General features: G+C 74.1%; 21 protein-coding genes and 1 pseudogene. 16 read left to right on the forward strand and 6 right to left on the reverse strand.

All coding sequences use genetic code 11. From position 1 onward, the window contains the following. Window positions 1-7 precede the first annotated feature (7 nt). The 7 genes from ADK41_RS15535 to ADK41_RS15560 are packed head-to-tail and all read left to right on the forward strand — an operon-like array spanning window position 8 to window position 6,616. Entirely contained in the window at window positions 8-1,909 is a 1,902-nt protein-coding gene (locus ADK41_RS15535) for an acetyl/propionyl/methylcrotonyl-CoA carboxylase subunit alpha (RefSeq protein WP_030835339.1), read from the forward strand. Between the two features lie 25 nt (window positions 1,910-1,934). Continuing rightward, window positions 1,935-3,071: an acyl-CoA dehydrogenase family protein gene (locus tag ADK41_RS15540; RefSeq protein WP_030835343.1), complete on the forward strand. Its 1,137-nt coding sequence runs from the start codon at window positions 1,935-1,937 to the stop codon at window positions 3,069-3,071. A 35-nt stretch (window positions 3,072-3,106) separates the two neighbouring features. After that, the gene (locus tag ADK41_RS15545) at window positions 3,107-4,723 is read left to right on the forward strand and encodes a 4-coumarate--CoA ligase family protein (RefSeq protein ID WP_030835346.1); all 1,617 of its coding nucleotides are present in this window, start codon (window positions 3,107-3,109) and stop codon (window positions 4,721-4,723) included. Continuing rightward, window positions 4,720-5,454: an enoyl-CoA hydratase family protein gene (locus ADK41_RS15550; RefSeq protein ID WP_030835349.1), complete on the forward strand. Its 735-nt coding sequence runs from the start codon at window positions 4,720-4,722 to the stop codon at window positions 5,452-5,454. Before ADK41_RS15545 ends, ADK41_RS15550 begins: the two co-directional genes overlap by 4 nt. Further along, window positions 5,442-6,056 (forward strand): TetR/AcrR family transcriptional regulator, encoded by a 615-nt coding sequence (locus ADK41_RS15555; protein ID WP_030835359.1) that lies wholly within the window; start codon window positions 5,442-5,444, stop codon window positions 6,054-6,056. The genes ADK41_RS15550 and ADK41_RS15555 overlap by 13 nt, the downstream gene beginning before the upstream one ends. 3 nt (window positions 6,057-6,059) lie before the next feature. Further along, window positions 6,060-6,239, forward strand: a complete 180-nt coding sequence (locus ADK41_RS43175) for a hypothetical protein (RefSeq protein ID WP_234319102.1) — start codon at window positions 6,060-6,062, stop codon at window positions 6,237-6,239. Beyond that, complete coding sequence (locus ADK41_RS15560; RefSeq protein WP_234319105.1) at window positions 6,236-6,616, forward strand: hypothetical protein; 381 nt, start codon at window positions 6,236-6,238, stop codon at window positions 6,614-6,616. Before ADK41_RS43175 ends, ADK41_RS15560 begins: the two co-directional genes overlap by 4 nt. Window positions 6,617-6,628: 12 nt before the next feature. Here ADK41_RS15560 and ADK41_RS41680 read toward each other — a convergent pair whose 3' ends face one another. Continuing rightward, window positions 6,629-6,787, reverse strand: coding sequence for a hypothetical protein (locus ADK41_RS41680; protein WP_158717719.1), 159 nt, complete (start codon window positions 6,785-6,787; stop codon window positions 6,629-6,631). After that, window positions 6,784-7,470, reverse strand: a complete 687-nt coding sequence (gene pdxH / locus ADK41_RS15565; protein ID WP_030835362.1) for a pyridoxamine 5'-phosphate oxidase — start codon at window positions 7,468-7,470, stop codon at window positions 6,784-6,786. The genes ADK41_RS41680 and pdxH overlap by 4 nt, the downstream gene beginning before the upstream one ends. A gap of 273 nt (window positions 7,471-7,743) precedes the next feature. Here pdxH and ADK41_RS15570 point away from each other — a divergent pair, with 273 nt between their 5' ends. From ADK41_RS15570 to ADK41_RS15580, 3 genes are all read left to right on the forward strand, one after another. Then, window positions 7,744-8,844, forward strand: coding sequence for a citrate synthase 2 (locus ADK41_RS15570; RefSeq protein WP_030835365.1), 1,101 nt, complete (start codon window positions 7,744-7,746; stop codon window positions 8,842-8,844). 315 nt (window positions 8,845-9,159) lie between these two features. Further along, window positions 9,160-9,516, forward strand: coding sequence for a hypothetical protein (locus ADK41_RS15575; RefSeq protein ID WP_078662183.1), 357 nt, complete (start codon window positions 9,160-9,162; stop codon window positions 9,514-9,516). A 177-nt stretch (window positions 9,517-9,693) separates the two neighbouring features. Next, on the forward strand, window positions 9,694-11,100 hold the full coding sequence (locus ADK41_RS15580; protein ID WP_030835371.1) for a PAS domain-containing protein: 1,407 nt from the start codon (window positions 9,694-9,696) through the stop codon (window positions 11,098-11,100). Window positions 11,101-11,189: 89 nt separating this feature from the next. Here ADK41_RS15580 and ADK41_RS15585 read toward each other — a convergent pair whose 3' ends face one another. Beyond that, window positions 11,190-11,945, reverse strand: a complete 756-nt coding sequence (locus ADK41_RS15585) for an SIS domain-containing protein (protein WP_030835375.1) — start codon at window positions 11,943-11,945, stop codon at window positions 11,190-11,192. 228 nt (window positions 11,946-12,173) lie between these two features. On the opposite strand from ADK41_RS15585, the gene ADK41_RS15590 reads away from it, so the two are divergent. Together ADK41_RS15590 and ADK41_RS15595 are read left to right on the forward strand one after the other, a co-directional pair. Then, window positions 12,174-12,866, forward strand: coding sequence for a metal-dependent transcriptional regulator (locus tag ADK41_RS15590; protein ID WP_030835378.1), 693 nt, complete (start codon window positions 12,174-12,176; stop codon window positions 12,864-12,866). Between the two features lie 513 nt (window positions 12,867-13,379). Next, window positions 13,380-14,258: an alpha/beta fold hydrolase gene (locus ADK41_RS15595; protein WP_030835381.1), complete on the forward strand. Its 879-nt coding sequence runs from the start codon at window positions 13,380-13,382 to the stop codon at window positions 14,256-14,258. A 117-nt stretch (window positions 14,259-14,375) separates the two neighbouring features. Here ADK41_RS15595 and ADK41_RS44260 read toward each other — a convergent pair. Both ADK41_RS44260 and ADK41_RS15605 read right to left on the reverse strand, forming a co-directional pair. After that, window positions 14,376-14,545: pseudogene (locus ADK41_RS44260) on the reverse strand (oxidoreductase); the annotation flags it as partial. A 151-nt stretch (window positions 14,546-14,696) separates the two neighbouring features. Further along, the gene (locus tag ADK41_RS15605) at window positions 14,697-15,359 is read right to left on the reverse strand and encodes a bifunctional DNA primase/polymerase (protein ID WP_199821904.1); all 663 of its coding nucleotides are present in this window, start codon (window positions 15,357-15,359) and stop codon (window positions 14,697-14,699) included. A gap of 306 nt (window positions 15,360-15,665) precedes the next feature. Here ADK41_RS15605 and ADK41_RS15610 point away from each other — a divergent pair, with 306 nt between their 5' ends. Beyond that, window positions 15,666-17,051 carry a hypothetical protein gene (locus ADK41_RS15610; protein ID WP_030835387.1) on the forward strand — a complete coding sequence of 462 codons (1,386 nt, stop codon included), beginning with the start codon at window positions 15,666-15,668 and terminating at the stop codon, window positions 17,049-17,051. Window positions 17,052-17,228: 177 nt separating this feature from the next. Next, window positions 17,229-18,959: a hypothetical protein gene (locus ADK41_RS15615; RefSeq protein ID WP_030835390.1), complete on the forward strand. Its 1,731-nt coding sequence runs from the start codon at window positions 17,229-17,231 to the stop codon at window positions 18,957-18,959. A 48-nt stretch (window positions 18,960-19,007) separates the two neighbouring features. Here the strand turns inward: ADK41_RS15615 and ADK41_RS15620 are convergent, their stop codons facing one another. Next, window positions 19,008-20,318, reverse strand: a complete 1,311-nt coding sequence (locus tag ADK41_RS15620; RefSeq protein WP_030835392.1) for an ABC transporter substrate-binding protein — start codon at window positions 20,316-20,318, stop codon at window positions 19,008-19,010. A 172-nt stretch (window positions 20,319-20,490) separates the two neighbouring features. On the opposite strand from ADK41_RS15620, the gene ADK41_RS15625 reads away from it, so the two are divergent. Beyond that, the gene (locus tag ADK41_RS15625) at window positions 20,491-20,937 is read left to right on the forward strand and encodes an SCO4402 family protein (protein WP_030835394.1); all 447 of its coding nucleotides are present in this window, start codon (window positions 20,491-20,493) and stop codon (window positions 20,935-20,937) included. Window positions 20,938-20,983: 46 nt separating this feature from the next. Beyond that, window positions 20,984-21,865 (forward strand): formyltetrahydrofolate deformylase, encoded by an 882-nt coding sequence (gene purU, locus ADK41_RS15630; RefSeq protein ID WP_030835397.1) that lies wholly within the window; start codon window positions 20,984-20,986, stop codon window positions 21,863-21,865. Window positions 21,866-21,965 lie beyond the last annotated feature (100 nt).

The raw sequence follows: 21,965 nt of genomic DNA on the forward strand, positions 1-21,965 counted from the left end.
GATGCCCATGATCACTTCCGTTCTTGTCGCGAACCGGGGCGAGATCGCCTGCCGCATCGTCCGCACCTGCCGTGAGCTGGGAATCCGCACGGTCGCCGTGCACTCGGACGCCGACCGGGAAGCCCTCCACACGCGCGTGGCGGACACGGCGGTACGACTGCCGGGGGCGGCGCCCGCCGACACCTACCTGCGCGGCGACCTGATCGTGAAGGCCGCCCTCGCGGCCGGCGCGGACGCCGTGCACCCCGGCTACGGCTTCCTCTCCGAGAACGCCGGTTTCGCGCGGGCCGTGCGGGACGCCGGCCTGGTGTGGATCGGGCCGCCCCCGGAGGCGATCGAGGCGATGGCGTCCAAGACCCGCGCCAAGGAGCTGATGGGCGTCGAGCCCCTGCGGGACGTCACCGAGGCCGACCTGCCCGTGCTGGTGAAGGCGGCGGCGGGCGGCGGCGGGCGCGGGATGCGCGTGGTGCGGCGGCTCGCGGACCTGGAGGGCGAACGGGACGCCGCCCGCGCGGAGGCGGCGAGCGCCTTCGGCGACGGCGAGGTGTTCATCGAGCCCTACGTGGAGGGCGGACGGCACGTCGAGGTCCAGGTGCTCGCCGACACGCACGGCACGGTGTGGGCGCTCGGCACCCGCGACTGCTCCCTCCAGCGACGGCACCAGAAGGTGATCGAGGAGGCCCCGGCGCCCGGACTCCCCGCGCGGCTCACCGGGGAACTGCACGCCCTCGCCGTACGCGCCGCCCGTGCGGTCGGCTACGTCGGCGCGGGGACCGTGGAGTTCCTCGTCGCGGGGGAGCGGGCGCACTTCCTGGAGATGAACACCCGCCTCCAGGTGGAGCACCCGGTGACGGAGGCGGTGTTCGGTCTCGATCTCGTCGCCGAGCAGATCCGCGTCGCCGAGGGGCGCCCGCTGGCGGAGGAACCCCCGCCCGCGCGGGGACACGCCGTCGAGGCCCGCCTCTACGCCGAGGACCCCGCGCACGACTGGGCCCCGCAGACCGGCCGCCTGCACCGCCTCGCCGTCCCCGGCGGCGTGCGCCTGGACACCGGCTGCACGGACGGCGACGACATAGGCGTCCACTACGACCCGATGCTCGCCAAGGTCGTCGCCCACGCCCCCACCCGCGCGGAGGCGGTCCGCAAGCTGGCCTCCGCCCTCGACCGCGCGGTGATCCACGGCCCCGTCACCAACCGGGACCTCCTCGTCCGCTCCCTGCGGCACGAGGAGTTCACGCGAGCCCGGATGGACACCGGCTTCTACGACCGCCACCTCCCCGGCCTCACCGAACCGGCCCCCGACCCGCACGCCCCGCTCGCCGCCGCCCTCGCCGACGCCCACGGCCGCTCCCGCTTCGGCGGCTGGCGCAACGTGCCCTCGCAGCCGCAGGTCAAGCGGTACGCGATGGCGGGCGAGGAACACGAGGTCCGCTACCGGCACACGCGCGAGGGCCTGACGGCCGACGGTGTGCGGGTCGTGCACGCCGACGCCGCTCTCGTGATCCTCGACGTGGACGGCGTACGACGCCGCTACGAGGTCAGCCGCTACGGCGACCGCGTGTACGCGGGCGCCACCGCCCTCACCGCCCTGCCCCGCTTCCCCGCCCCCACCGCCCAGCACGCCCCCGGGTCCCTCCTCGCCCCCATGCCGGGCACGGTCGTCCGCGTCGCGGAGGGCCTGGCCGAGGGAGCCGCGGTGGAGGCCGGACAGCCCCTGCTGTGGCTGGAGGCGATGAAGATGCAGCACAGGATCACCGCCCCGGTCACGGGAGTGCTGAGCACCCTGCACGCCGCAACGGGACAGCAGGTGGAGCCCGGCGCCCTTTTGGCGGTCGTCGAGGAAACCCCCCAGGGGCGCGGGGAACTGCGCGGCCGGCCCGAGACGACCCGCACCCTCCCGACGACCTGAAGCCCTTCCCCCCTTAGGAGCCCTCATGCCGTTGATCGAATCAAATGAGCACAAGGCCCTCCGCGAAGCCGTCGCCTCGTTCGCGAGGAACCACCCCCACACCCCCGGCACCGACAACAGGCGGTTCTGGCAGGACGCCGCCAAGCTCGGCTACATCGGCGTCAACCTGCCGGAGGCCTACGGCGGTGGCGGCGGCGGCATCGCCGAACTCTCCCTCGTCCTGGAGGAGATGGGCGCCGCCGGCAACCCCCTGCTGATGATGATCGTCTCCCCGGCGATCTGCGGCACCGTCATCTCCCGCTTCGGCACCGAGGCCCAGAAGCGGGAGTGGCTGCCCGCCCTGGCCGACGGCAGCCGCCTGATGGCCTTCGGCATCACCGAACCCGACGCCGGCTCCAACAGCCACCGCATCACCACGACGGCACGCCGCGACGGCGCCGACTGGCTCCTCACCGGCCGCAAGGTGTTCGTCTCCGGCGTCGACATCGCCGACGCCACCCTCGTCGTGGGCCGCACCGCGGACGCCCGCACGGGCAGGCTCAAGCCCTGCCTGTTCATCGTCCCGCGCGACGCCGAGGGCTTCCGGCGGCGCCCCATCGACATGGAACTCCAGGCCGTCGAGAAGCAGTTCGAGCTCGCCTTCGACGACGTACGGCTGCCCGCCGACGCCCTCGTCGGCGACGAGGACGCCGGCCTGCTCCAGCTCTTCGCCGGCCTCAACCCCGAACGCGTCATGACCGCCGCCTTCGCGATCGGCATGGGCCGCCACGCGCTCGCCCGCGCCGTCGCGTACGCGCGTGAGCGCACGGTGTGGAGCGCCCCCATCGGTTCCCACCAGGCCATCGCCCACCCCCTCGCCCAGGCGCACATCGACCTGGAACTGGCCCGCCTGATGACGCAGAAGGCCGCCCACCTCTACGACGCCGGTGACGACACCGGCGCCGGCGAGGCCGCCAACATGGCCAAGTACGCGGCGGCCGAGGCCTGTGTGAAGGCCGTCGACCAGGCCGTGCACACCCTCGGCGGGAACGGCCTCACCCGCGAGTTCGGGCTCGCCTCGCTGATCACCGCCGCGCGCGTGTCCCGTATCGCCCCGGTGAGCCGGGAGATGATCCTCAACTACGTCTCCCACCAGACCCTGGGCCTTCCCAAGTCGTACTAGGCCCTCATGGCCCCCTCGGCCGTCCTGGAGGAACCGTGTTCCGAAGCGAGTACGCAGACGTCCCGCCCGTAGAACTCCCCATCCACGACGCGGTGCTCGCCCGGGCCGCCGAGTTCGGGAGCACCCCGGCACTGATCGACGGCACCGACGGCACCACCCTCACCTACGAGCAGGTGGACCGCTTCCACCGGCGGGTCGCCGCCGCCCTCGCCGAGGCGGGCGTGCGCAAGGGGGACGTGCTCGCCCTGCACAGCCCCAACACGGTCGCCTTCCCCCTCGCGTTCTACGCGGCCACCCGCGCGGGCGCCTCCGTCACCACCGTGCACCCCCTGGCCACCGCCGAGGAGTTCGGCAAGCAGCTGAAGGACTGCGCGGCCCGCTGGATCGTCACCGTCTCACCGCTGCTGGACACCGCGCGGAGGGCCGCCGAACACGCGGGCGGGATCGAGGAGATCCTCGTCTGCGACAGCGCGCCCGGACACCGGTCCCTGATCGACATGCTGGCCTCCACCGCGCCCGAACCGGTGGTCGACATCGACCCGGCCGAGGACGTCGCCGCCCTGCCGTACTCCTCCGGCACCACCGGCGTCCCCAAGGGCGTGATGCTCACCCACCGGCAGATCGCCACCAACCTCGCCCAGCTCCAGCCGCTGATCACGACGGGCCCCGGCGACCGCGTCCTCGCGGTGCTCCCGTTCTTCCACATCTACGGGCTCACCGCCCTGATGAACGCCCCGCTCCGGCAGGGCGCCACCGTCGTCGTGCTGCCGCGCTTTGACCTGGAGACGTTCCTCGCGGCCGTCCAGAACCACCGCATCACCGCCCTGTACGTCGCCCCGCCGATCGTGCTGGCCCTCGCCAAGCACCCCCTCGTCGACCGGTACGACCTGAGCTCCCTCCGGCACGTCGTCAGCGCCGCCGCACCCCTGGACGCGAGCCTCGCCACCGCCTGCTCGAGACGGCTCGGACTGCCGCCCGTCGGCCAGGCGTACGGCATGACGGAACTCTCGCCCGGCACCCACGTCGTCCCCCTGGACGCCATGGCCGACGCGCCCCCCGGCACCGTCGGCAAGCTGATCGCCGGCACCGAGATGCGCATCGTCTCCCTCGACGACCCCGGCAAGGACCTCGGCCCCGGCGAGTCCGGCGAGATCCTCATCCGCGGACCGCAGGTCATGAAGGGCTACCTCGGCCGCCCCGACGCCACCGCCGCGATGATCGACGGTGGGGGCACCTCCCGCTCGAGCGAAGCCGAGAGTGGGGGAGGCTGGCTGCACACCGGGGACGTCGGGTACGTCGACGACGAGGGCTGGCTCTTCGTCGTCGACCGGGTGAAGGAACTCATCAAGTACAAGGGCTTCCAGGTCGCCCCCGCCGAACTCGAGGCGCTGCTCCTCACCCACCCCGGCGTCGCCGACGCCGCCGTCATCGGCGTCCACGACGAGGACGGCAACGAGGTCCCGCACGCCCACGTCGTCCGCCGGCCGTCCGCCCCGGAGCTCTCCGAGGGGGAGGTCATGAGGTACGTCGCCGAGCGCGTCGCCCCGTACAAGCGCATCCGGCGCGTCACCTTCGTCGGCGGCGTCCCGCGCGCCGCCTCCGGAAAGATCCTGCGCCGTGAGCTCCGCGCGGCGCACGAGGAGCCCTCATGACCCTGATCGGCCGCTCCCGCGAGCGGGGCGTCGAGACGCTCTCCCTCGACGCCCCGCAACGCCGCAACGCCCTGTCCGCCGCCCTCGTCGGCGAACTGGCCGACGTGCTGGGCGCCGCGGGCGAGGACACCGGCGTCCGCGCGGTGGTCCTCACCCACACCGGCACCACCTTCAGCGCGGGCGCCGACCTGCGGGACCCGCCCGCGCCCGAGGCGCTGGTGGGGCTGCTGCGGCAGATCGTGGAGGCGCCGAAACCGGTCGTCGCGCGGGTCACCGGGCACGTCCGCGCGGGCGGCCTGGGCCTGCTCGCCGCCTGTGACGTCGCCGTCGCCTCCCACACGGCGACGTTCGCCTTCACCGAGGTCCGCATCGGGGTCGCGCCCGCCGTGATCTCGCTGCCGCTGCTGCCCCGCACCGACCCGCGCGCCCTGGCCCGCTACTACCTCACCGGCGAACGCCTCGACACCACCGAGGCCGTCCGCACCGGCCTGCTCACCGCCGCCGGCGACGACGTGGACGAGGTCCTCGCGCCGATCCTCGACGGACTGCGCAGATCCGCCCCCGAAGCCCTGGCCGAGACGAAACGGCTGCTCACGGCTAGGGTGCTGGAGACCTTCGACCGGGACGCGGCCGACCTGACCGCGCTCTCGGCACGCCTCTTCGCCTCCGCCCACGCGCGCGAGGGAATGACGGCCTTCCTCGAACGACGGGATCCGGAATGGGTGGTGTGAGCACGGCCGACCGTGCGGAACGAGTCCCCAAGCAGGACCGCAGCCGGGCCACCCGGCAGCGTCTCCTGGAGGCCGCCGTGGCCTGCCTCGCGGAACACGGCTGGGCGGGCTCCACGGTCTCCGTCGTCGCCGAACGCGCGGGCGTCTCCCGGGGAGCGGCCCAGCACCACTTCCCGACCCGCGAGGACCTCTTCACCGCCGCCGTCGAGTACGTCGCCGAGGAACGCTCCACCGCCCTGCGCGCCCTCTTCCCGGAGGGCGCCGCGGCCGGCGGCCGCCGCGCGGTGGTCGCGGCGCTGGTCGACCTCTACACCGGACCCGTCTTCCGCGCGGCGCTCCACCTCTGGGTCGCCGCCTCCAACGAGGAACAGCTGCGCCCGCGCGTGACCGAGCTGGAGCTGCGCGTCGGCCGCGAGTCCCACCGCATCGCCGTCGAACTCCTCGGCGCCGACGAGTCCCGCCCCGGCGTCCGCGAAACCGTCCAGGGCCTCCTCGACATGGCCCGCGGCCTGGGCCTCGCCACCCTCCTCACCGACGACAGGGCCCGCCGGGAACGGGTGGTGGCCCAGTGGGCGCTGCTGCTGGACGGGGCGCTGGGCTGACCCATGGGCGACCGATTCCAGGTGATCGTCGACCTCGACGCGGACCAGGCGGACGCCGGCCGGCTCGCCCGGCGGGTGGTGGAACGGCTCGTGGCGGAGGACGTCGTCCTCGCCGAACGCACGCCATGCGTCCTCGGACAGCCCTGGGGACATCCACCGGGCCCCACTGGGAGCGTGCGGTGACCGACGACCGGGACGGCGAGCCCTGGGACGGGCTCGCCGTCCACACCCGCCGCACCGGCTTCATCAGCGGCGCGGACATGCCCGGCGCGGCCCTCTGCCCGCGCTGCGGAGCCTTTGCCCTCCTGGGGGACGAGACCTGGCAGCGTTTCGGCACCGCCATGCGTACGTGGTACGACACCGGCACCGCGACCGTCGACTGCCCCGCCTGCGCGACCGCCGTCGCCGTTCCGGACTGGGCCTGGGACGAGGCCCCGCTCGCCTTCGGCTGTCCGGGCTTCGAGTTCTGGAACCGGCCCGACCTCACCGACGCCTTCCGCGCCCGGCCGGCCGAGCTGCTCGACGGCCACCGCACCGCTTACGTCCGGGGCAAGCTGTGAGAACCCGCGCGCTCACACCCGCGCGCGGGCCTCGCGCACCGCACGGAGGACGCCGACGACGTCCTCCGCCGTGACATCGCCGCGCGCGGCGAGGGCGCGGGCCTCGACCGTCGCCTCGGCCGGCGACGGCGCCGTCTCCTCGTCCCCCGCGCGTGGCTCCCGCTCCTTCACGGGCTCAGCCTCTCCACCCGCCAGCCCCCGCCCGCCCGGGCGACGTACCGCAGGCGGTCGTGGAGGCGGTTCTCCCGGCCCTGCCAGAACTCCACCGCCTCCGGGACCACCCGGAAACCGCCCCAGTGGGGCGGCACCGGTACCTGCTCGTGCTCCGGGTAGCGCGCCGCCAGATCGGCGTACGCCGCGTCCAGCTCCGCGCGGCCGCCGATCACCGACGACTGGCCGCTGGCCCACGCGCCCAGCTGGGAGCCGTGCGGACGGGTGCGGAAGTAGGCGGCCGTCTCGTCGCGGCCGGTGCGGCGCGCGGCGCCGGTGACGATGACCTGCCGGGCCATCGGGTGCCAGGGGAAGAGGAGCGAGACATGGGGGTTCTCCGCCAGGTCGCGGCCCTTGCGGGAGTCGTAGTTCGTGTAGAAGACGAACCCGTCGTCGTCGAAGTGCTTCAGCAGCACCGTGCGTGAGCTGGGCCGGCCCGCCGCGTCCGCCGTCGAGACGATCACGGCGTTCGGTTCGAACAGCCCGCCGTCCGTCGCGGCCTGTTTGAACCAGCGCGCGAACTGTTCGACGGGGGTGGCGGCCAGGTCGGTCTCGGAGAGCCCCTCGGTCCGGTACTGCTTGCGCATCGAGGCGAGATCGAAGGGGACGGCGTCTCGGTCGGTCACGCCGTCATCCTGCCGCATGCGCGAAGCCCTCGGGAGCGGGGTGTCCTACGTCACGTGGTGGCACTGAGTGCCGCGAACTCTCCCCAAAGATGGCACTCGGGGATATCGTGCTGCCACTGATCCGGTTGGGTGACCGCCAGCCGGGCATCACAGGGGTGACGTCCCCGACCGCGAGTCCGTTCGAACGGACCGCGGATCCACCGGACACACGCCTTCGCCTCCGCCGACCGCCGACCCGGGGCCGTCCCACCCCACCACCCCATCTGCCACCACCTCACAAGGAGCCGCCAGATGTCCGACTTCGTACCCGGGCTCGAAGGAGTCGTCGCGTTCGAGACGGAGATCGCCGAACCGGACAAGGAGGGCGGCGCCCTGCGGTACCGGGGCGTCGACATCGAGGACCTGGTCGGGCACGTCTCCTTCGGCAACGTCTGGGGGCTGCTCGTCGACGGGGCGTTCAACCCCGGGCTGCCGCCCGCCGAGCCGTTCCCGATCCCCGTGCACTCCGGCGACATCCGCGTCGACGTGCAGTCCGCGCTGGCCATGCTGGCGCCCGTGTGGGGACTGAAACCGCTCCTCGACATCGATGCCGAGCAGGCCCGCGACGACCTCGCCCGCGCCGCCGTCATGGCCCTGTCCTACGTCGCCCAGTCCGCGCGCGGCCAGGGCCTGCCCATGGTGCCGCAGCGCGAGATAGACAGGGCCGAGTCCATCGTCGAACGCTTCATGATCCGCTGGCGCGGCGAGCCCGACCCCAAGCACGTCGCGGCCGTCGACGCTTACTGGACGTCGGCCGCCGAGCACGGCATGAACGCCTCCACGTTCACCGCGCGGGTCATCGCCTCGACCGGCGCGGACGTCGCGGCGGCCCTCTCGGGCGCCGTCGGCGCCATGTCCGGCCCGCTGCACGGCGGCGCCCCCTCGCGCGTGCTGGGCATGATCGAGGAGATCGAGCGCACCGGGGACGCCGAGGCGTACGTCCGGCAGGCCCTCGACAAGGGCGAGCGCCTCATGGGCTTCGGCCACCGCGTCTACCGCGCGGAGGACCCCCGCGCCCGCGTCCTGCGCCGCACCGCCCGCGAACTCGGCGCCCCGCGCTTCGAGGTCGCCGAGGCCCTGGAGAAGGCGGCCCTGACCGAGCTGCACGCCCGCCGCCCCGACCGGGTGCTGGCCACCAACGTGGAGTTCTGGGCGGCCATCGTGCTGGACTTCGCCGAGGTCCCGGCGCACATGTTCACGTCGATGTTCACCTGCGCCCGTACGGCGGGCTGGTCGGCGCACATCCTGGAGCAGAAGCGCACCGGCCGTCTGGTCCGGCCCTCGGCCCGCTACGTCGGACCGGGCACGCGCGACCCGCGCGAGATCGAGGGGTACGCGGACATCGCCCGCTGAGCGGGGCCCCGGAAAAGCAGACGACCCGCGAGTCTGGTTCCTCCCTGGGGAGGAGCCGGCCGGACGTTACCGGCGACTCGCGGGTCGGGTGACTGCGTTGGATTGGGCCGGTTGCGTGTATCTCGCACACGCCGGTCCGGCGCCGAACCGAGTACGGCGGCGGGCTACTGGCCCGCAGCCACCTCTTCCGTCCGGTTGTCATACATCTGCCGAACCACCTCCCTTCTGAAGTACCGCCTACCTTAAGAACCGGCTCCCGCCGTATCAACCACTTTTTTCGTTGACCTTCGCGTGGGGGCGCGGTTGGCTTGCCGGATGGGTGATCTTCGTGTCGAAGCCGTGGACGGCGACGCCGTGCGGGAGCGCGTCGCACGCGGGTGCCGGCTGGAGAACGCCTACGCCGGTGACGTGCTGGTCGACTGTTCGACGGTGCGGCCCCCGCAGGGGGAGGACGCCGTGACGACGGTCATCGCGCGGGTGCTGCCCGGGCGCCGGCGCAAGGGGCAGGGGACGGCGCTCCGCGCGCCGGGGCTCGGGCACGCGCGCGCGGCGGGCGCCGGGGCCGTCGGGACCGTGGTCCCGGCCGCCGACGAGGACGGCGTCCGGTTCGCGCACGCGCGGGGCTTCGACGAGATCGAGCGGTATGTTCTGCCGGGGGAGAGCGAGCTGTGACTGACGCCGCGACGGGCGCCTTTCCCCTCGTAGGCGGGCGGATCGGGCGGTGCCGCACAACGATTCCCCCTCATCTTGCGGGAACTCGATGTGCGCTGTGTCACGTTCAAGTTGAATGATTGCAAGTGAGTGAACCGTCGTGCCGTACGTGCGGACGCAGCCTGACAGGGGGTCCAGGTGAGTGCTTCCCGGCGTAGTGGGACCACCGACGAGCTGGGGCCGGACGAGCCCGAGCCCGCGCGGCGGGGGCCGGACGGCTCCGACCTCCTCGCCGCGCTGCTCGACGGCATGGACGCCGCCCTGTGCGCCTTCGACGCGGACGGGACGGTCACGCACTGGAACCGCGAGGCGGAGCGGATCCTCGGCTGGACCGCCGCCGAGGCGGTGGGCCGGGCCGGGTTCGCGGGGTGGGCCGTGCGCAGCGCGGACGCCGAGGAGGTCGAGGCGCGGCTGATGGCGGCCATGGACGCGCCGGGCCGGCAGGTGAACGAGTTCGCGCTGCTGACGAAGGACGGCGGCCGGGTGCTGGTGCGGACGCAGTCCGCGGCGGTGCGCGGGCCGGACGGGAAGCCGGCGGGGGTGTACTGCGCGTTCAGCGAGGTGCACGCGCAGATCGACCTGGAGCGGTCGATCGCGTTGAGCGAGGCGCTGCTGGAGGACGCGAGCTGGGGTGTCGTGCTGGTCGACGCCGATCTGCGGCCCGCGGTGGTGAACGCGCACGCCGCGCGGGCGCTGGGGACGGGGCGCGCGTCCGTCCTGGGGCGGCCGTTGGGCGAGCTGCTGGCGCAGGGCGCGGAGGAGCTGGAGAGCGCGCTCGCCCATGTGCTCGCGGAGGGTGCGCCGCCCGCGCCGGCCGAGCTGTGGGTGAGCGTGCGCGCGCCGGAGGGCGAGCGGCGGCGGTGCTGGCGGAGCGGGTTCGTGCGGCTGGCGTCACCGCTCACGGAGGAACCGGTCCCGCTGGGCGTCGGCTGGCTGTTCCAGGACGTGACCGAGTCCCGGCAGGGTGAGCAGGAGGCGTCGCTGCTGCGGTTCCGCGCGCAGCAGCTGCACCGCGCGGCGCGCGCGGCGGCGGAGTGCGAGGACCCGGCGGAGGCGGCGACGGTCCATCTGGAGTTCGCGTTGGCCGGGTTCGCCGACCACGCGCTGATCGACCGGGTGGCCGACGGCGGCCAGGACGACGGCCAGGACGGCGACCGGGTGCGGCTGGTCCGGGTCGCCGCCACGCCGTCCGGGTCGCCGGGGCCGAGCCGGCTCGCGGGGTGGGCGGGGCTGCCGGTGCGGTACGGCGAGGGGCATCCGGCGGTGCAGTGCGTGGAGCGGGCCGGGACGGTGCGGGCCGGCGCCGGTTCCCTGGGCGCCGAGGAGGCGCGGGCGTGGGCGCTGTCCCGGCAGTGGCCGCAGGACGCGGTGCACGCCCTGTGTGCGGTGTTGCGGAGCCGGGGGCGCACGCTGGGTGCCGTGACGTTTCTGCGGGGGGCGGGGCGCAGCGCGTTCGAACGGTCCGACGCGATGTACGCGGAGGACGTGGCGATTCGCATCGCCACGTCCCTGGACCTGGCGGGCCTCCTCGGCGACGACCGCTGACCCCGGTTTCCCCTTCCCGCCCCCTGGGGGCGCTGCCCCCGGTTCGGGACGGGAAGGGGTGGCGGGGGCGAGGGAACCGTCGTTCCGGGTCAGCGGCGGTAGAAGATGCGGTCGGCGTACTCGTCGAAGACGCGCGCGTTCCATTCGTGGCCGCCGTCCACGTTGCCCGAGCGCAGCAGGGGCGGCTCGATCCCGCGATCGGCGAGCGCCGCCGCCGCGGTGGCCATGACGGCCTGGAGGAGCGCCGTGGTGACCACCGTCGACGCCGGGGCGAAGGGCGCGGGCACGTCGTCGAGGGTGAGCTCCGCGTCGCCGACCGCGATCCCGGAGTCAAGGACGAGGTCGCAGTGGTCCTTCAGGAACGTCCCGGAGGAGTGCCGGGACGTCGTCCGCGCCGCGTACGCCACCGAGGTCACGCCGATCACCTTCACGCCCCGCTTCCGGGCCTCCACGGCCATCTCCACGGGCAGCGCGTTGCGCCCGGACAGGGAGACGACGATCAGCGCGTCGCCCGCACGCAGCGGCGAGGACGCGAGCACGACCCCCGCGAGCCCGTCGACGCGTTCCAGGGCGGAGCCCAGCGTGGCCGGCATCACGTCGACGCCGACGGCCCCCGGCACGGCGAGCAGGTTCATCAGGGCGAGTCCCCCGGCCCGGTAGACGAGGTCCTGCGCCGCGAGCGACGAGTGTCCCGCCCCGAAGGCGAAGAGCCGGCCGCCGTCCGCGACCGTGTCGGCGAGCAGCGCGCCCGCCGCCGCGACGGACTCGGCCTCCTCGTCGCGGATCCGCCGCAGCAGGTCGATCGCGGCGTCGAGGAACCGACCGGCCGGCGTGCGGTCGCTCATGCGGCATCCCTTCGGGCAGGAGTGTTGCGGATCACCGTGCGGTCTGGACCAGTGCCGTGTCAATACGGCGTCCGGCGGCGTGGTTTCCCTTCCGTGCGGCCCCTCGTTCTCACCGCGCGGCCCGGTTGTCGGTCGTATGCGTCAGAATTGACTCCTGGGCCAGCGCACGCGCCGGTGAGCCGTCCAGCCTCCGGCAGAGCCATCCGTAGATCTCATCGAGGGGCATGTATGTCCGGACTGATCGACACCACGGAGATGTATCTCCGCACCATCCTCGAGCTGGAGGAGGAAGGTGTGGTCCCCATGCGCGCCCGGATCGCCGAGCGGCTCGACCAGAGCGGTCCGACGGTCAGTCAGACGGTGGCGCGGATGGAGCGCGACGGTCTGGTGTCCGTCGCCCCCGACCGGCATCTGGAGCTCACCGAGGAGGGCCGCCGGCTGGCCACGCGCGTGATGCGCAAGCACCGTCTCGCCGAGTGTCTCCTGGTCGACGTGATCGGCCTGGAGTGGGAGCAGGTCCACGCCGAGGCCTGCCGTTGGGAGCACGTGATGAGCGAGGCCGTCGAGCGCCGTGTGCTGGAGCTGCTGCGGCACCCCACCGAGTCGCCGTACGGCAATCCGATCCCCGGCCTGGAGGAGCTGGGCGAGAAGGACGGGGCCGACCCGTTCCTGGACGAGGGGATGGTGTCCCTGGCCGACCTCGACCCGGGCGCCGGGGGCAAGACGGTCGTGGTGCGCCGGATCGGCGAGCCGATCCAGACGGACGCCCAGCTGATGTACACGCTGCGCCGGGCGGGCGTACAGCCCGGTTCGGTGGTCAGCGTGACGGAGTCGGCGGGCGGGGTGCTGGTGGGCAGCAGCGGCGAGGCGGCCGAGCTGGAGTCGGAGGTGGCCTCGCACGTGTTCGTCGCCAAGCCCTGACCGGCCGGGGCGACGGGGGCGGGACGACGGCGGACGGGCGGTGCGGGCCCGGCGGTGGGAACGCGCCGAATCCGGGGTCCGCTGCGCCGAATCGCAGCGCCCGCCCGATGCGCGTGCGAGGCTGTCGCGTGAGGCATGGGACCTGAGTGGCTCTGGCCGGGCCCGACAGCGATGTCACCCCGGCGGGGGAGGGGCGGGACGATGTGCCGTGATCATGTGAGGAGCCCCGGCGCCGCACGGCGCCGGGGCCTGTCCTCCCCTGTGCTGACCCGGAGCCCCGAGCTCTCAGGGTCATTCCCCTCGGACCGTTTTCCCCGAGCGGTCCGCCTCCCGCTGAAGATCTCCCCCGGGCCACGGCGATCAATCCCCGCAGGGGGTCACTCGAACGAGGGGTGTTGCCGGGCAAAAGGCCATTCTCGAATGCGCATTCGATAATCTGCGGACGAGTAGCAATCAGGCAGGGCCAGCACAGCAGGCAACGGGCAGGCAGCGAGCTTGGGGGGTGCCAGGACCATGGCGCGACGCATCGACGTGACCGGGGCGGACGGCGTGCGGCTCGCCGCCTGGGAGTTCGGCGACCCGCCCAAGGACGGGACCGACCCGGCGCAGAGCACCGCGCGGAACGCGCCGGGCGTGCTGTTACTGCACGGCCTGATGGGCCGCGCCTCGCACTGGGCGGCCACCGCCCGCCGGCTCTCCGGGCGGTACCGCGCGGTCGCCCTCGACCAGCGCGGCCACGGCCGCAGCGACAAGCCCCCGCGGGCCTCCTTCACCCGTGACGCCTACGTCGACGACGCCGAGGCCGCCCTGGAGCAGCTCGGCCTCGGCCCCACCGTCCTCGTCGGCCACGCGATGGGCGCGCTGACCGCCTGGCAGCTCGCCGCCAAACGCCCCGACCTGGTGCGCGGGCTGGTCATCTGCGACATGCGGGCCTCCGCCCTCGGGGCCGCCTCGCAGCGCGAGTGGGCGGAGTGGTTCACGACCTGGCCGGTCCCGTTCGCCACGCTCGCCGACGTGCGCAAGTGGTTCGGCGAGGACGACCCCTGGGTGGAGCGGCCCAACCCGGCCCGCGGCGCCTTCTACGCCGAGGTGATGGCCGAGTCGCCGGACGGCTGGCGCCCGGTGTTCGACCCGGACCAGATGCTCCGCTCCCGCGAGACCTGGGTGTTCGACGCGCACTGGGAGGAACTGGCCCAGGTGCGCTGCCCCGCCCTGGTGGTCCGCGGCCTCGACGGCGAGCTCGGCCGCGCGGAGGCCCAGGAAATGGTCCGCGTCCTCCCGCACGGCCGGTACGCGGAGGTCGCCGACGCCGGCCACCTGGTCCACTACGACCAGCCGGAGGCCTGGCTCACGGCGATCGAACCCTTCCTGGACTCGCTGGGCGACCCCTGACCGCCGGTTCGGCCCCTGCTCGCCGCCGTCAGGATCTCCGGCCACCGCCCGCGCGAGCGCCACGCACACCGGCAGCGCCGGCGGCACGGCGAGGACGCCCACGGCGAACGCCGCCCCGCCGTGCGCGACGGCGGCCGTCACCAGCGCCGGGGCGGAACCGCCCGCGATGATCAGCTCGGACAGCCCGTCCAGCCGGCCGTGCGCCTCCGCCGCACTCGGCGGATGGTCTTGTCGGCCGCCGCGACCAGGTGCAGCCGGGCCAGGACCCGCACCAGCGGCCGCGGCCGCGGCGGCGGCATCACCGGCCGGGTCGGGTCGAGGGTCTCGTCGCCACCGGGGAGGAACAGCGGCATCACCGCCCGGCCGAGCCCCGGCACCGCCACGAGCAGCACCGCCGGCGACTCGACGTGACCGGAGCCGCGCACACCGGCAGGCGCCCTACCGATCCCGGCCGCACGCGTAGGCCAGCGGCGGGATCAGCTCCGCCACGTCCGGCAGCCACCGGTTCGCGTCCGTGGGCCGGCAGGCCCACTGCACGGCCCCCCGGCACCCGACCCGGGTGGGCGGCGCGGCCACGTACGCCCCCTCCCCGAGGACCGTCAGGTCGATCGAGGACGACGCCCACCCCAGCCCGCGCAGCAGCCCCGGCACCTTCGCCGCAGCCCCCGGCAGCACGAAGAACTCCATCCGCCGGTCCGGCGTCAGCGTGACCGGCCCCCGCGCCGACCCCAACCGCTCCATCCGCGCGAGCGCCAGGAACCCCGCGGTCTCCGGCACGGAGACCGCGTCGAACGTCCGCCCGGTGGGCAGCAGGATCGACGCGGCCGGTCGCTCCCGCCACATCCGGCGGGCGACGGTCGCGCTGCCGGTCGCCCCGGCCGCCCAGTCCGGGCGGGCCGGGTGCGCGCCGGGCGCGGGACACGCGGCGTCACCGCACGAGCAGCGCTGCACCCCCGCGCCGGCCTCCAGCCAGGTGCCCGGGCACACGTCCCAGTGCCGCTCCTCGGTGTAGCGAACGGCGGTGTCCAGCAGCGATTCCCCGCGCTGCTTCGGGATCTGTACGGCCTCGGCGCCCGCGATCGTCTCTTCCACGATGAACACAACTACGGCCGTCACCAGGGGTTACGCCCGCCCCCATGCGCGGGGGAGGAGCACCGGTTCCCCGTTCGGGGCGCATGGGTGCATCCGCGGGGGCGCGCGGGAGGATCCGCCTCCCCGGTGGGTAACCAGGAGGGGGGCCGGCAACCGCCGTTACCCCGGCAATCCTCACATGTCCCGCATTGTCCGTACTTCAGCGGGGCATTGATCTTCCCGGCCGCACTTCTCGCCGGGACGTGGGACGTACGGCCGCGGAAGACACGTCAACCCGGTGCGTGGGCAGGGCACCGCAGCCTCAGGGGGTACGCCATGGCCGCAAGGCCTCTCGTCGCGCGGCAGCCGAACGAACGGCTGCAGGCGCTCATCCAGGAAGCCGGATGCTCCAACGCCGGGCTGGCCCGCAGGGTCAACATGTGCGGCGCCGAGCACGGCCTCGACCTGCGCTACGACAAGACGTCGGTGGCGCGCTGGCTGCGCGGACAGCAGCCGCGGGGCCGGGCGCCGGCGATCATCGCGGAGGCACTGGGCCGCAAACTGGGCCGTACGGTCACGATCGACGAGATCGGCATGGCCAACGGCAAGAACCTCGCCTCGGGCGTCGGCCTCCAGTTCTCGCCGACGGTACTGGGGGCCATCGAGCAGGTCTGCGAGCTGTGGCGCAGCGACGTGGGGCGGCGGGACTTCCTGGCCGGGTCCTCCGTCGCCGCCTCCGCGCTGGTGGAGCCCAGCCGGGACTGGCTGATCTCCGCCCCCGACGGGCAGGTGGCGCGCTCCGCCGGGCCCCGCGTGGGCCAGTCCGACGTGGCGGCCGTACGGTCCATGACACAGGCGCTGGTGGACCTGGACCACCAGTACGGCAGCGGGCACGTGCGCCCGGTCGTGGTCCACTACCTCAACAGCGTCGTCTCGGGGCTGCTGGCGGGGTCGTACCGCGAGGCCGTGGGGCGCGACCTGTTCGCGGCGGTCGCGCGGCTGACCGAACTCGCCGGGTACATGGCCGTCGACACCGGGCAGCCGGGCCTCGCCCAGCGCTACTACATCCAGGCGCTGCGGCTGGCGCAGGCGGCCGGGGACCGCGGATACGGCGGATACGTGCTCGCCGCCTCCATGAGCCACCTGGCCGCGCAGCTCGGAAACCCGCGGGAGATCGCCCAGTTGGCGCGCGCGGCGCAGGAGGGCGCGCGGGGGCGCGTGACACCCCGCGCGGAGGCGATGTTCCACGCGGCGGAGGCGCGCGGGCACGCGCTGATGGGCGACGTGCACGCCGCGCAGACGGCGGCGGGGCGCGCGTTGAGCGCCATGGAAGCCGTCGATCCGGCCTCGGGCGACGACCCGGTGTGGATCGCGCACTTCGACGAGGCCTATCTGGCCGACGAGTTGGCGCACTGCCACCGGGACCTCGGCCAGGCGGAGGCCGCCGCGCGGTACGCCCGCCAGGCGCTGGACGGACATCCGGCGTCGCGGGCGCGGCGGCGGGCGATCGGCCATGTGCTGCTGGCCACCGCGCAGGTGCAGCAGCGGGAGATCGAACAGGCCTGCAGCACGGGCCTGAAGGCGGTGGAACTGCTCGACGGGATCCGGTCCGACCGGGGCGCCGAGTACCTGGAGGACCTCCAGCAGCGCCTCGAGCCGTACCGGGAGGAGTCGGTGGTAAGGGAGTTCGGGGCGCGGATGGAGCTCCAGACGGCGGCGTGACGCCCGTGACGTGAAGCCGGGAAGGCGGGGAGGTGACGTGAACGGCGTGCGGTGACCCGGTTTTGTCACCGCGCTCACCGGGCAGGAGGTCAGGTCCTGTGCTGCGTGGCACCGGACTCCGGGGACCCGGTAGCGTGAGCCGACGATTCACAAGGTCCCCCATTGGTAGGAGTCCCGGTGACGCAGAGTGGACAGGGCGAGGAGCCCTCGGCGCGCCCCGCGCGCGAAGGCATCGTGCTGCCCTCCGACGGTGGTGAACCCCTGCTGCCGGGCATGACGACCGGACCGGTCGCCCCCGGCGGCAGCGCGGACGGCCGGGACTCCGGCGGCGGGTTCCCCGCCTCGGCCCCGCCCGGCGGCCAGACCTGGGGCACGTCGTGGGGCCCCGGGCAGCAGAGCCCGCCGCCCGGCCAGGGCTGGCAGCACCCGTCCGACGGCGGGTGGGGCGCCCCGGAGCCGTCCCCGTGGGGCGCGCAGTACCCGCCCGCCCCCGCCCAGGGCGGCGGCCCCGGCCCGCTCCCGCCCGAGGGCGCGCCGACCCACGGCGGCCACCCCCCGTACGGCGCCGGCGACGCCTACGGCGGACACGGGAACGACGCCGCGCCGTCGCACCTGCCGCAGCCGGGCGCCGGGTACGGCGGGACCACCCCGCCCGGCCCGCACGGAGACGTTCCGCACGGCGGCGCCGACCCGTACGCCGCCGCCCGGAGCGGCTACGGCGCCCCCCAGTACCCGCCGGCCGCCGCGCCCGACGGATCGGAAGGCGTCACCCAGTACATGCCGCCGGTGCCCGCCGGCGGCGACGAGGGCGCGACGCAGTTCATCCCCCCGGTGCCCGCCGGCGCCGACGAGGGGGCGACGCAGCTCATACCCCCGGTGAACCCGGGCGCGCTGCCGCCCGAGATGCCCGCGCACGGCTCCGAGGCGGGCGGATACCCGGGCGCGTCCCCGCAGAACGCGTCCGGCGCGGGCCCCCTGCCGACCGCCGGCCACCCCGACGCCGAGGCCACCCAGTACATCGCCCCCGTCACCGACCAGCCGCCCGGACAGCCCTACGGCGCCCCGCCGCCCGGCGACGGCGACCGGCAGCCGCCCGCCGAGTTCGACAACCTCTTCCGCAGCGACGCCGGCGGCCCGGCCGGATCCACCCAGCAGCTCCCGCGCGTGGAGCACGGGCAGCCCGCCCGGGGATCCCACACCCCGCCCGGCGGCCCGACCGGACCCACCGCCCCCGCCGGCGGCCGGGGCGGCCGGGGCGGACGCGGCAGTGGCCGCACCGGCTCCCGCGTGCCGCTCATCGCGGCGGTCGGCGTCGGCATCGCCGTGCTCGGCGTCGGCGCGGGCGCGCTGCTCGGCAACCCGGGCGGCGACGACGGCGGCGACAGCGACGGCCAGACCGTGTCCGCCACCGCGCCCGCGAGCGGGGAGGCCTCCCCGTCGCCGTCCGTCGACCCGGTCCGTGAGCAGGCCGTCGCACTGGACGGGCTGCTGGCCGACAGCGGCGACAGCCGGACCACCGTGATCAACGCGGTCGCCGATGTGAAGGCCTGCCGCGACCTGGGCCGGGCGGCCGCGGACCTGCGGGAGGCGGCCGGGCAGCGCACCCAGCTGGTGACCGACCTCACCGGCCTGTCCGTGGACAAGCTGCCGGACCACGAGGCGCTGACCACCGCGCTCACCAAGGCGTGGGAGGCGTCGGCGTCGGCCGACAACCACTACGCGGCCTGGGCCGACCAGACCGCCGGCAAGAAGGGCTGCAAGAAGGGCCAGGCCCGCACGACCGGCCAGACCCAGGCCGGCAACCGGGCCAGCGTCACCGCGACCGCCGAGAAGAAGAAGGCCGCCGAGCTGTGGAACGCGATCGCCAAGCGGTACGGCCTGACCGAACGCCAGCCGACCCAGCTCTGAGCGGACACCGCCGGCCCGCGGTCCCGCCCGGCCGGGCGGGACCGCGGGTCAGCCCAGGTCCGCTTCCCGCAGTGTCCTCGTCACGTCGGTGAAGCCCTCGCGGGCCGCGACCAGCCGGCCGTCCCTGACCACCTGGAGGGTCACGTTCGCGTTGACCAGGCGGGGGAAACCGACGGCGGCGAGCTCGTCCTGGAAGTTCCACCGCAGGGTGGGCGTGAGCCCGCCCGTGGTGACCTTCAGCCCGCCGTCCAGCGCCCCGCTCACCGTGTCGGCGCTCACCTCGCCGTCCCCCAGCGACTCGACGACCTGCTTGAACACGGTGTAGGCGATCCAGGTGGTCTGCACCCCGGCGTCCGCGGCGTCGATCCGGTTGTCGCCGAACGCCTCCTCCTCGATCACCTTCTTCATCGGGTCCCAGCGGGCGTCCCCCGCCGCCGGGTACCAGCCGGTGACGTACGACCCCTCGTACGGCCCCGACGCCCCGCCGGACGCGTCGATCGTCGTCTGGTCGACGCTGCCCAGCACGGTCGCGGTGCGCACCTCGGGGTGGTCGGCGCGGGCCCGGCGGAAGGAGTCCATGAAGGTGTTCGTGCGGTCGCCGAGGGCGGGCACCACACAGCCCCGTCCGGCCGCGTCCGCGGTGGCGCGCTCCAGGGCCTGCTGCGCCTGGCCGTTGTACGAGGTGGCGTCCTCCGCCGCCCGCTGGTCCCCGGACGGCGCGTGCCCGCCCGCCTCCAGGCCCGAGTCGAGCAGCGGCGGCAGCTGGTCGCCCGCGATGGTGTCGGGCCTGATCAGGGTGACCGGCCCGCAGCCGTCGGCCAGGGTGCGGCCGAGACCGGCCAGCAGCGCCGGCTGGCCGCCGTTGACGGGGTAGGACAGGGGACTGGTGAACTCGTCGGTGGTGATGCCGTAACCGCCGATGTACGGGATGCCGGCGCCCTCCAGGGTGGGCAGGAACGAGTCGGCGTGCTGGCTGTAGGAGCCGACGACCGCGACGGCGTTCTCCTGGACCGCGCGCCGGGCGCACCGTGCGACGGTCACGGTGTCGTTCTTGTCGTTGCAGGTCAGCACGGTGAGCCGACGCCCGTTGACACCGCCCTGGGAGTTGACCCAGCGGGCGTAGGCCTCGGCGAGCGCGGGCATCCCGGGCTTGTTGGTGGCCCTGGTGTCCTGGGGCGCCCACGTCATCACGGTGATGGGGTCGTCCGCGGAACTCCCCGTGGAGCCGGGGACGACCCCGCACCCGGTGACGAGCGACGCGCACGCCGCCAGCGCGCCCGCGCTCAGGGCGCCGGCTCTGACGGGCCGGTGGAGGAGGCGGGGGAGGACAATACTGCGGATGCGTCGCCTGCCGGTCATGCTCACGCACGATTCCGCCACACCGCCAACCCCGGAGTGACCCTTGGCCGACGGAGGGTGACACGGAGGTGAATTGCGGGGTCCGCTACCACCCGTGCGGGGCGGAAACGTACGATCGACGATCGTGCAAGGTTCGGAGAACTCTTCCCGTCGCGGCCGTCGCTCCTCCACCATGGGCGGCATGCCACTCAACGACATGCCGTGGTGGCGCTGGCGCAGCAATGTGCGCTCCGCGCTGCACATGCTCTCCGACCCCGCCTTCCAGCGGGACGTCTGGCTGGCCGGGGTCGACGGCTACGGCGACGTCACCGACGCCGTCTACCGGCTGGTCGAGGACACCTGGCTGGACAACTGGTCCGCCGAGAAGTACGTCGGCACGATCTTCCGCGACTCCCAGGAGGCGGCGCTCGTCGACACCGCGGTGCTGCGCGTCCTGCGGATCATGCACCAGGTCGGCCCGGACGCGCCGGTGATCGCCTATCTCGAGCACGAGGGGTGGCCGGAGGCGGTGCGGGCGGCGCGGGACGCGCACGTGCGGATGGCGGCGAGCGACGGCGACGACCCCGACGCGCCGCCGAGCACCCTCGACGTGCTGCGGATCCTGACGCGGTCCGCGTAGCGGAAGGGCCGGCCGGCCGCGACCGCGTGTGTGGGACCCTTTTCGCATGAGCGAGCAGTCCACCCGAGCCGCGGCCCCGGCCGACCAGTACGTCCTCACCCTGTCCTGCCCCGACAAGCAGGGCATCGTGCACGCCGTGTCCAGCTACCTCTTCATGACCGGCTGCAACATCGAGGACAGCCAGCAGTTCGGCGACCACGACACGGGGCTGTTCTTCATGCGCGTCCACTTCTCGGCGGACGCCCCGGTGACCGTGGCGAAGCTGCGGGCGAGCTTCGCGGCGATCGGCGACTCCTTCCACATGGACTGGCGGATCAACCGGGCCGACGAGAAGATGCGCATCCTGCTCATGGTCAGCAGGTTCGGGCACTGCCTGAACGACCTGCTGTTCCGCGCGCGGACCGGCGCGCTGCCGGTGGAGATCGCCGGGGTGGTGTCCAATCACACCGACTTCGCCGAACTGGTGGCTTCGTACAACATCCCCTTCCACCACATCCCGGTGCCGAAGGACGGCAAGCCGGAGGCCGAGGCCCGGCTGCTGGAGATCGTGCGCGAGAACGACGTCGAACTCGTCGTCCTCGCCCGCTACATGCAGGTCCTCTCGGACGACCTGTGCAAGCAGCTCTCCGGGCGGATCATCAACATCCACCACTCCTTCCTGCCGAGCTTCAAGGGCGCGAAGCCGTACCACCAGGCGCACGCGCGGGGTGTGAAGCTGATCGGCGCGACCGCGCACTACGTCACCGCCGACCTCGACGAGGGGCCGATCATCGAGCAGGAGGTCGAGCGGGTGGGGCACGACGTCACGCCCGAGGGGCTCGTCGCGATCGGCCGGGACGTGGAGTGCCAGGCGCTGGCGCGGGCGGTGAAGTGGCATGCGGAGCGCCGCATCCTGCTCAACGGGCGGCGGACGGTGGTGTTCGCCTAGGAGCACGGAGGGTTTCCGCTCCGTCGGCGGGCGCGGGTTCGTCGTGGCCTGTCGCGCCCACGCGGCGGAGTCGCATGTCGATACGGTCCCGCGCCCCTTC

Source organism: Streptomyces caelestis, assembly GCF_001279005.1.
Taxonomy (GTDB): Bacteria; Actinomycetota; Actinomycetes; order Streptomycetales; family Streptomycetaceae; genus Streptomyces; species Streptomyces heliomycini.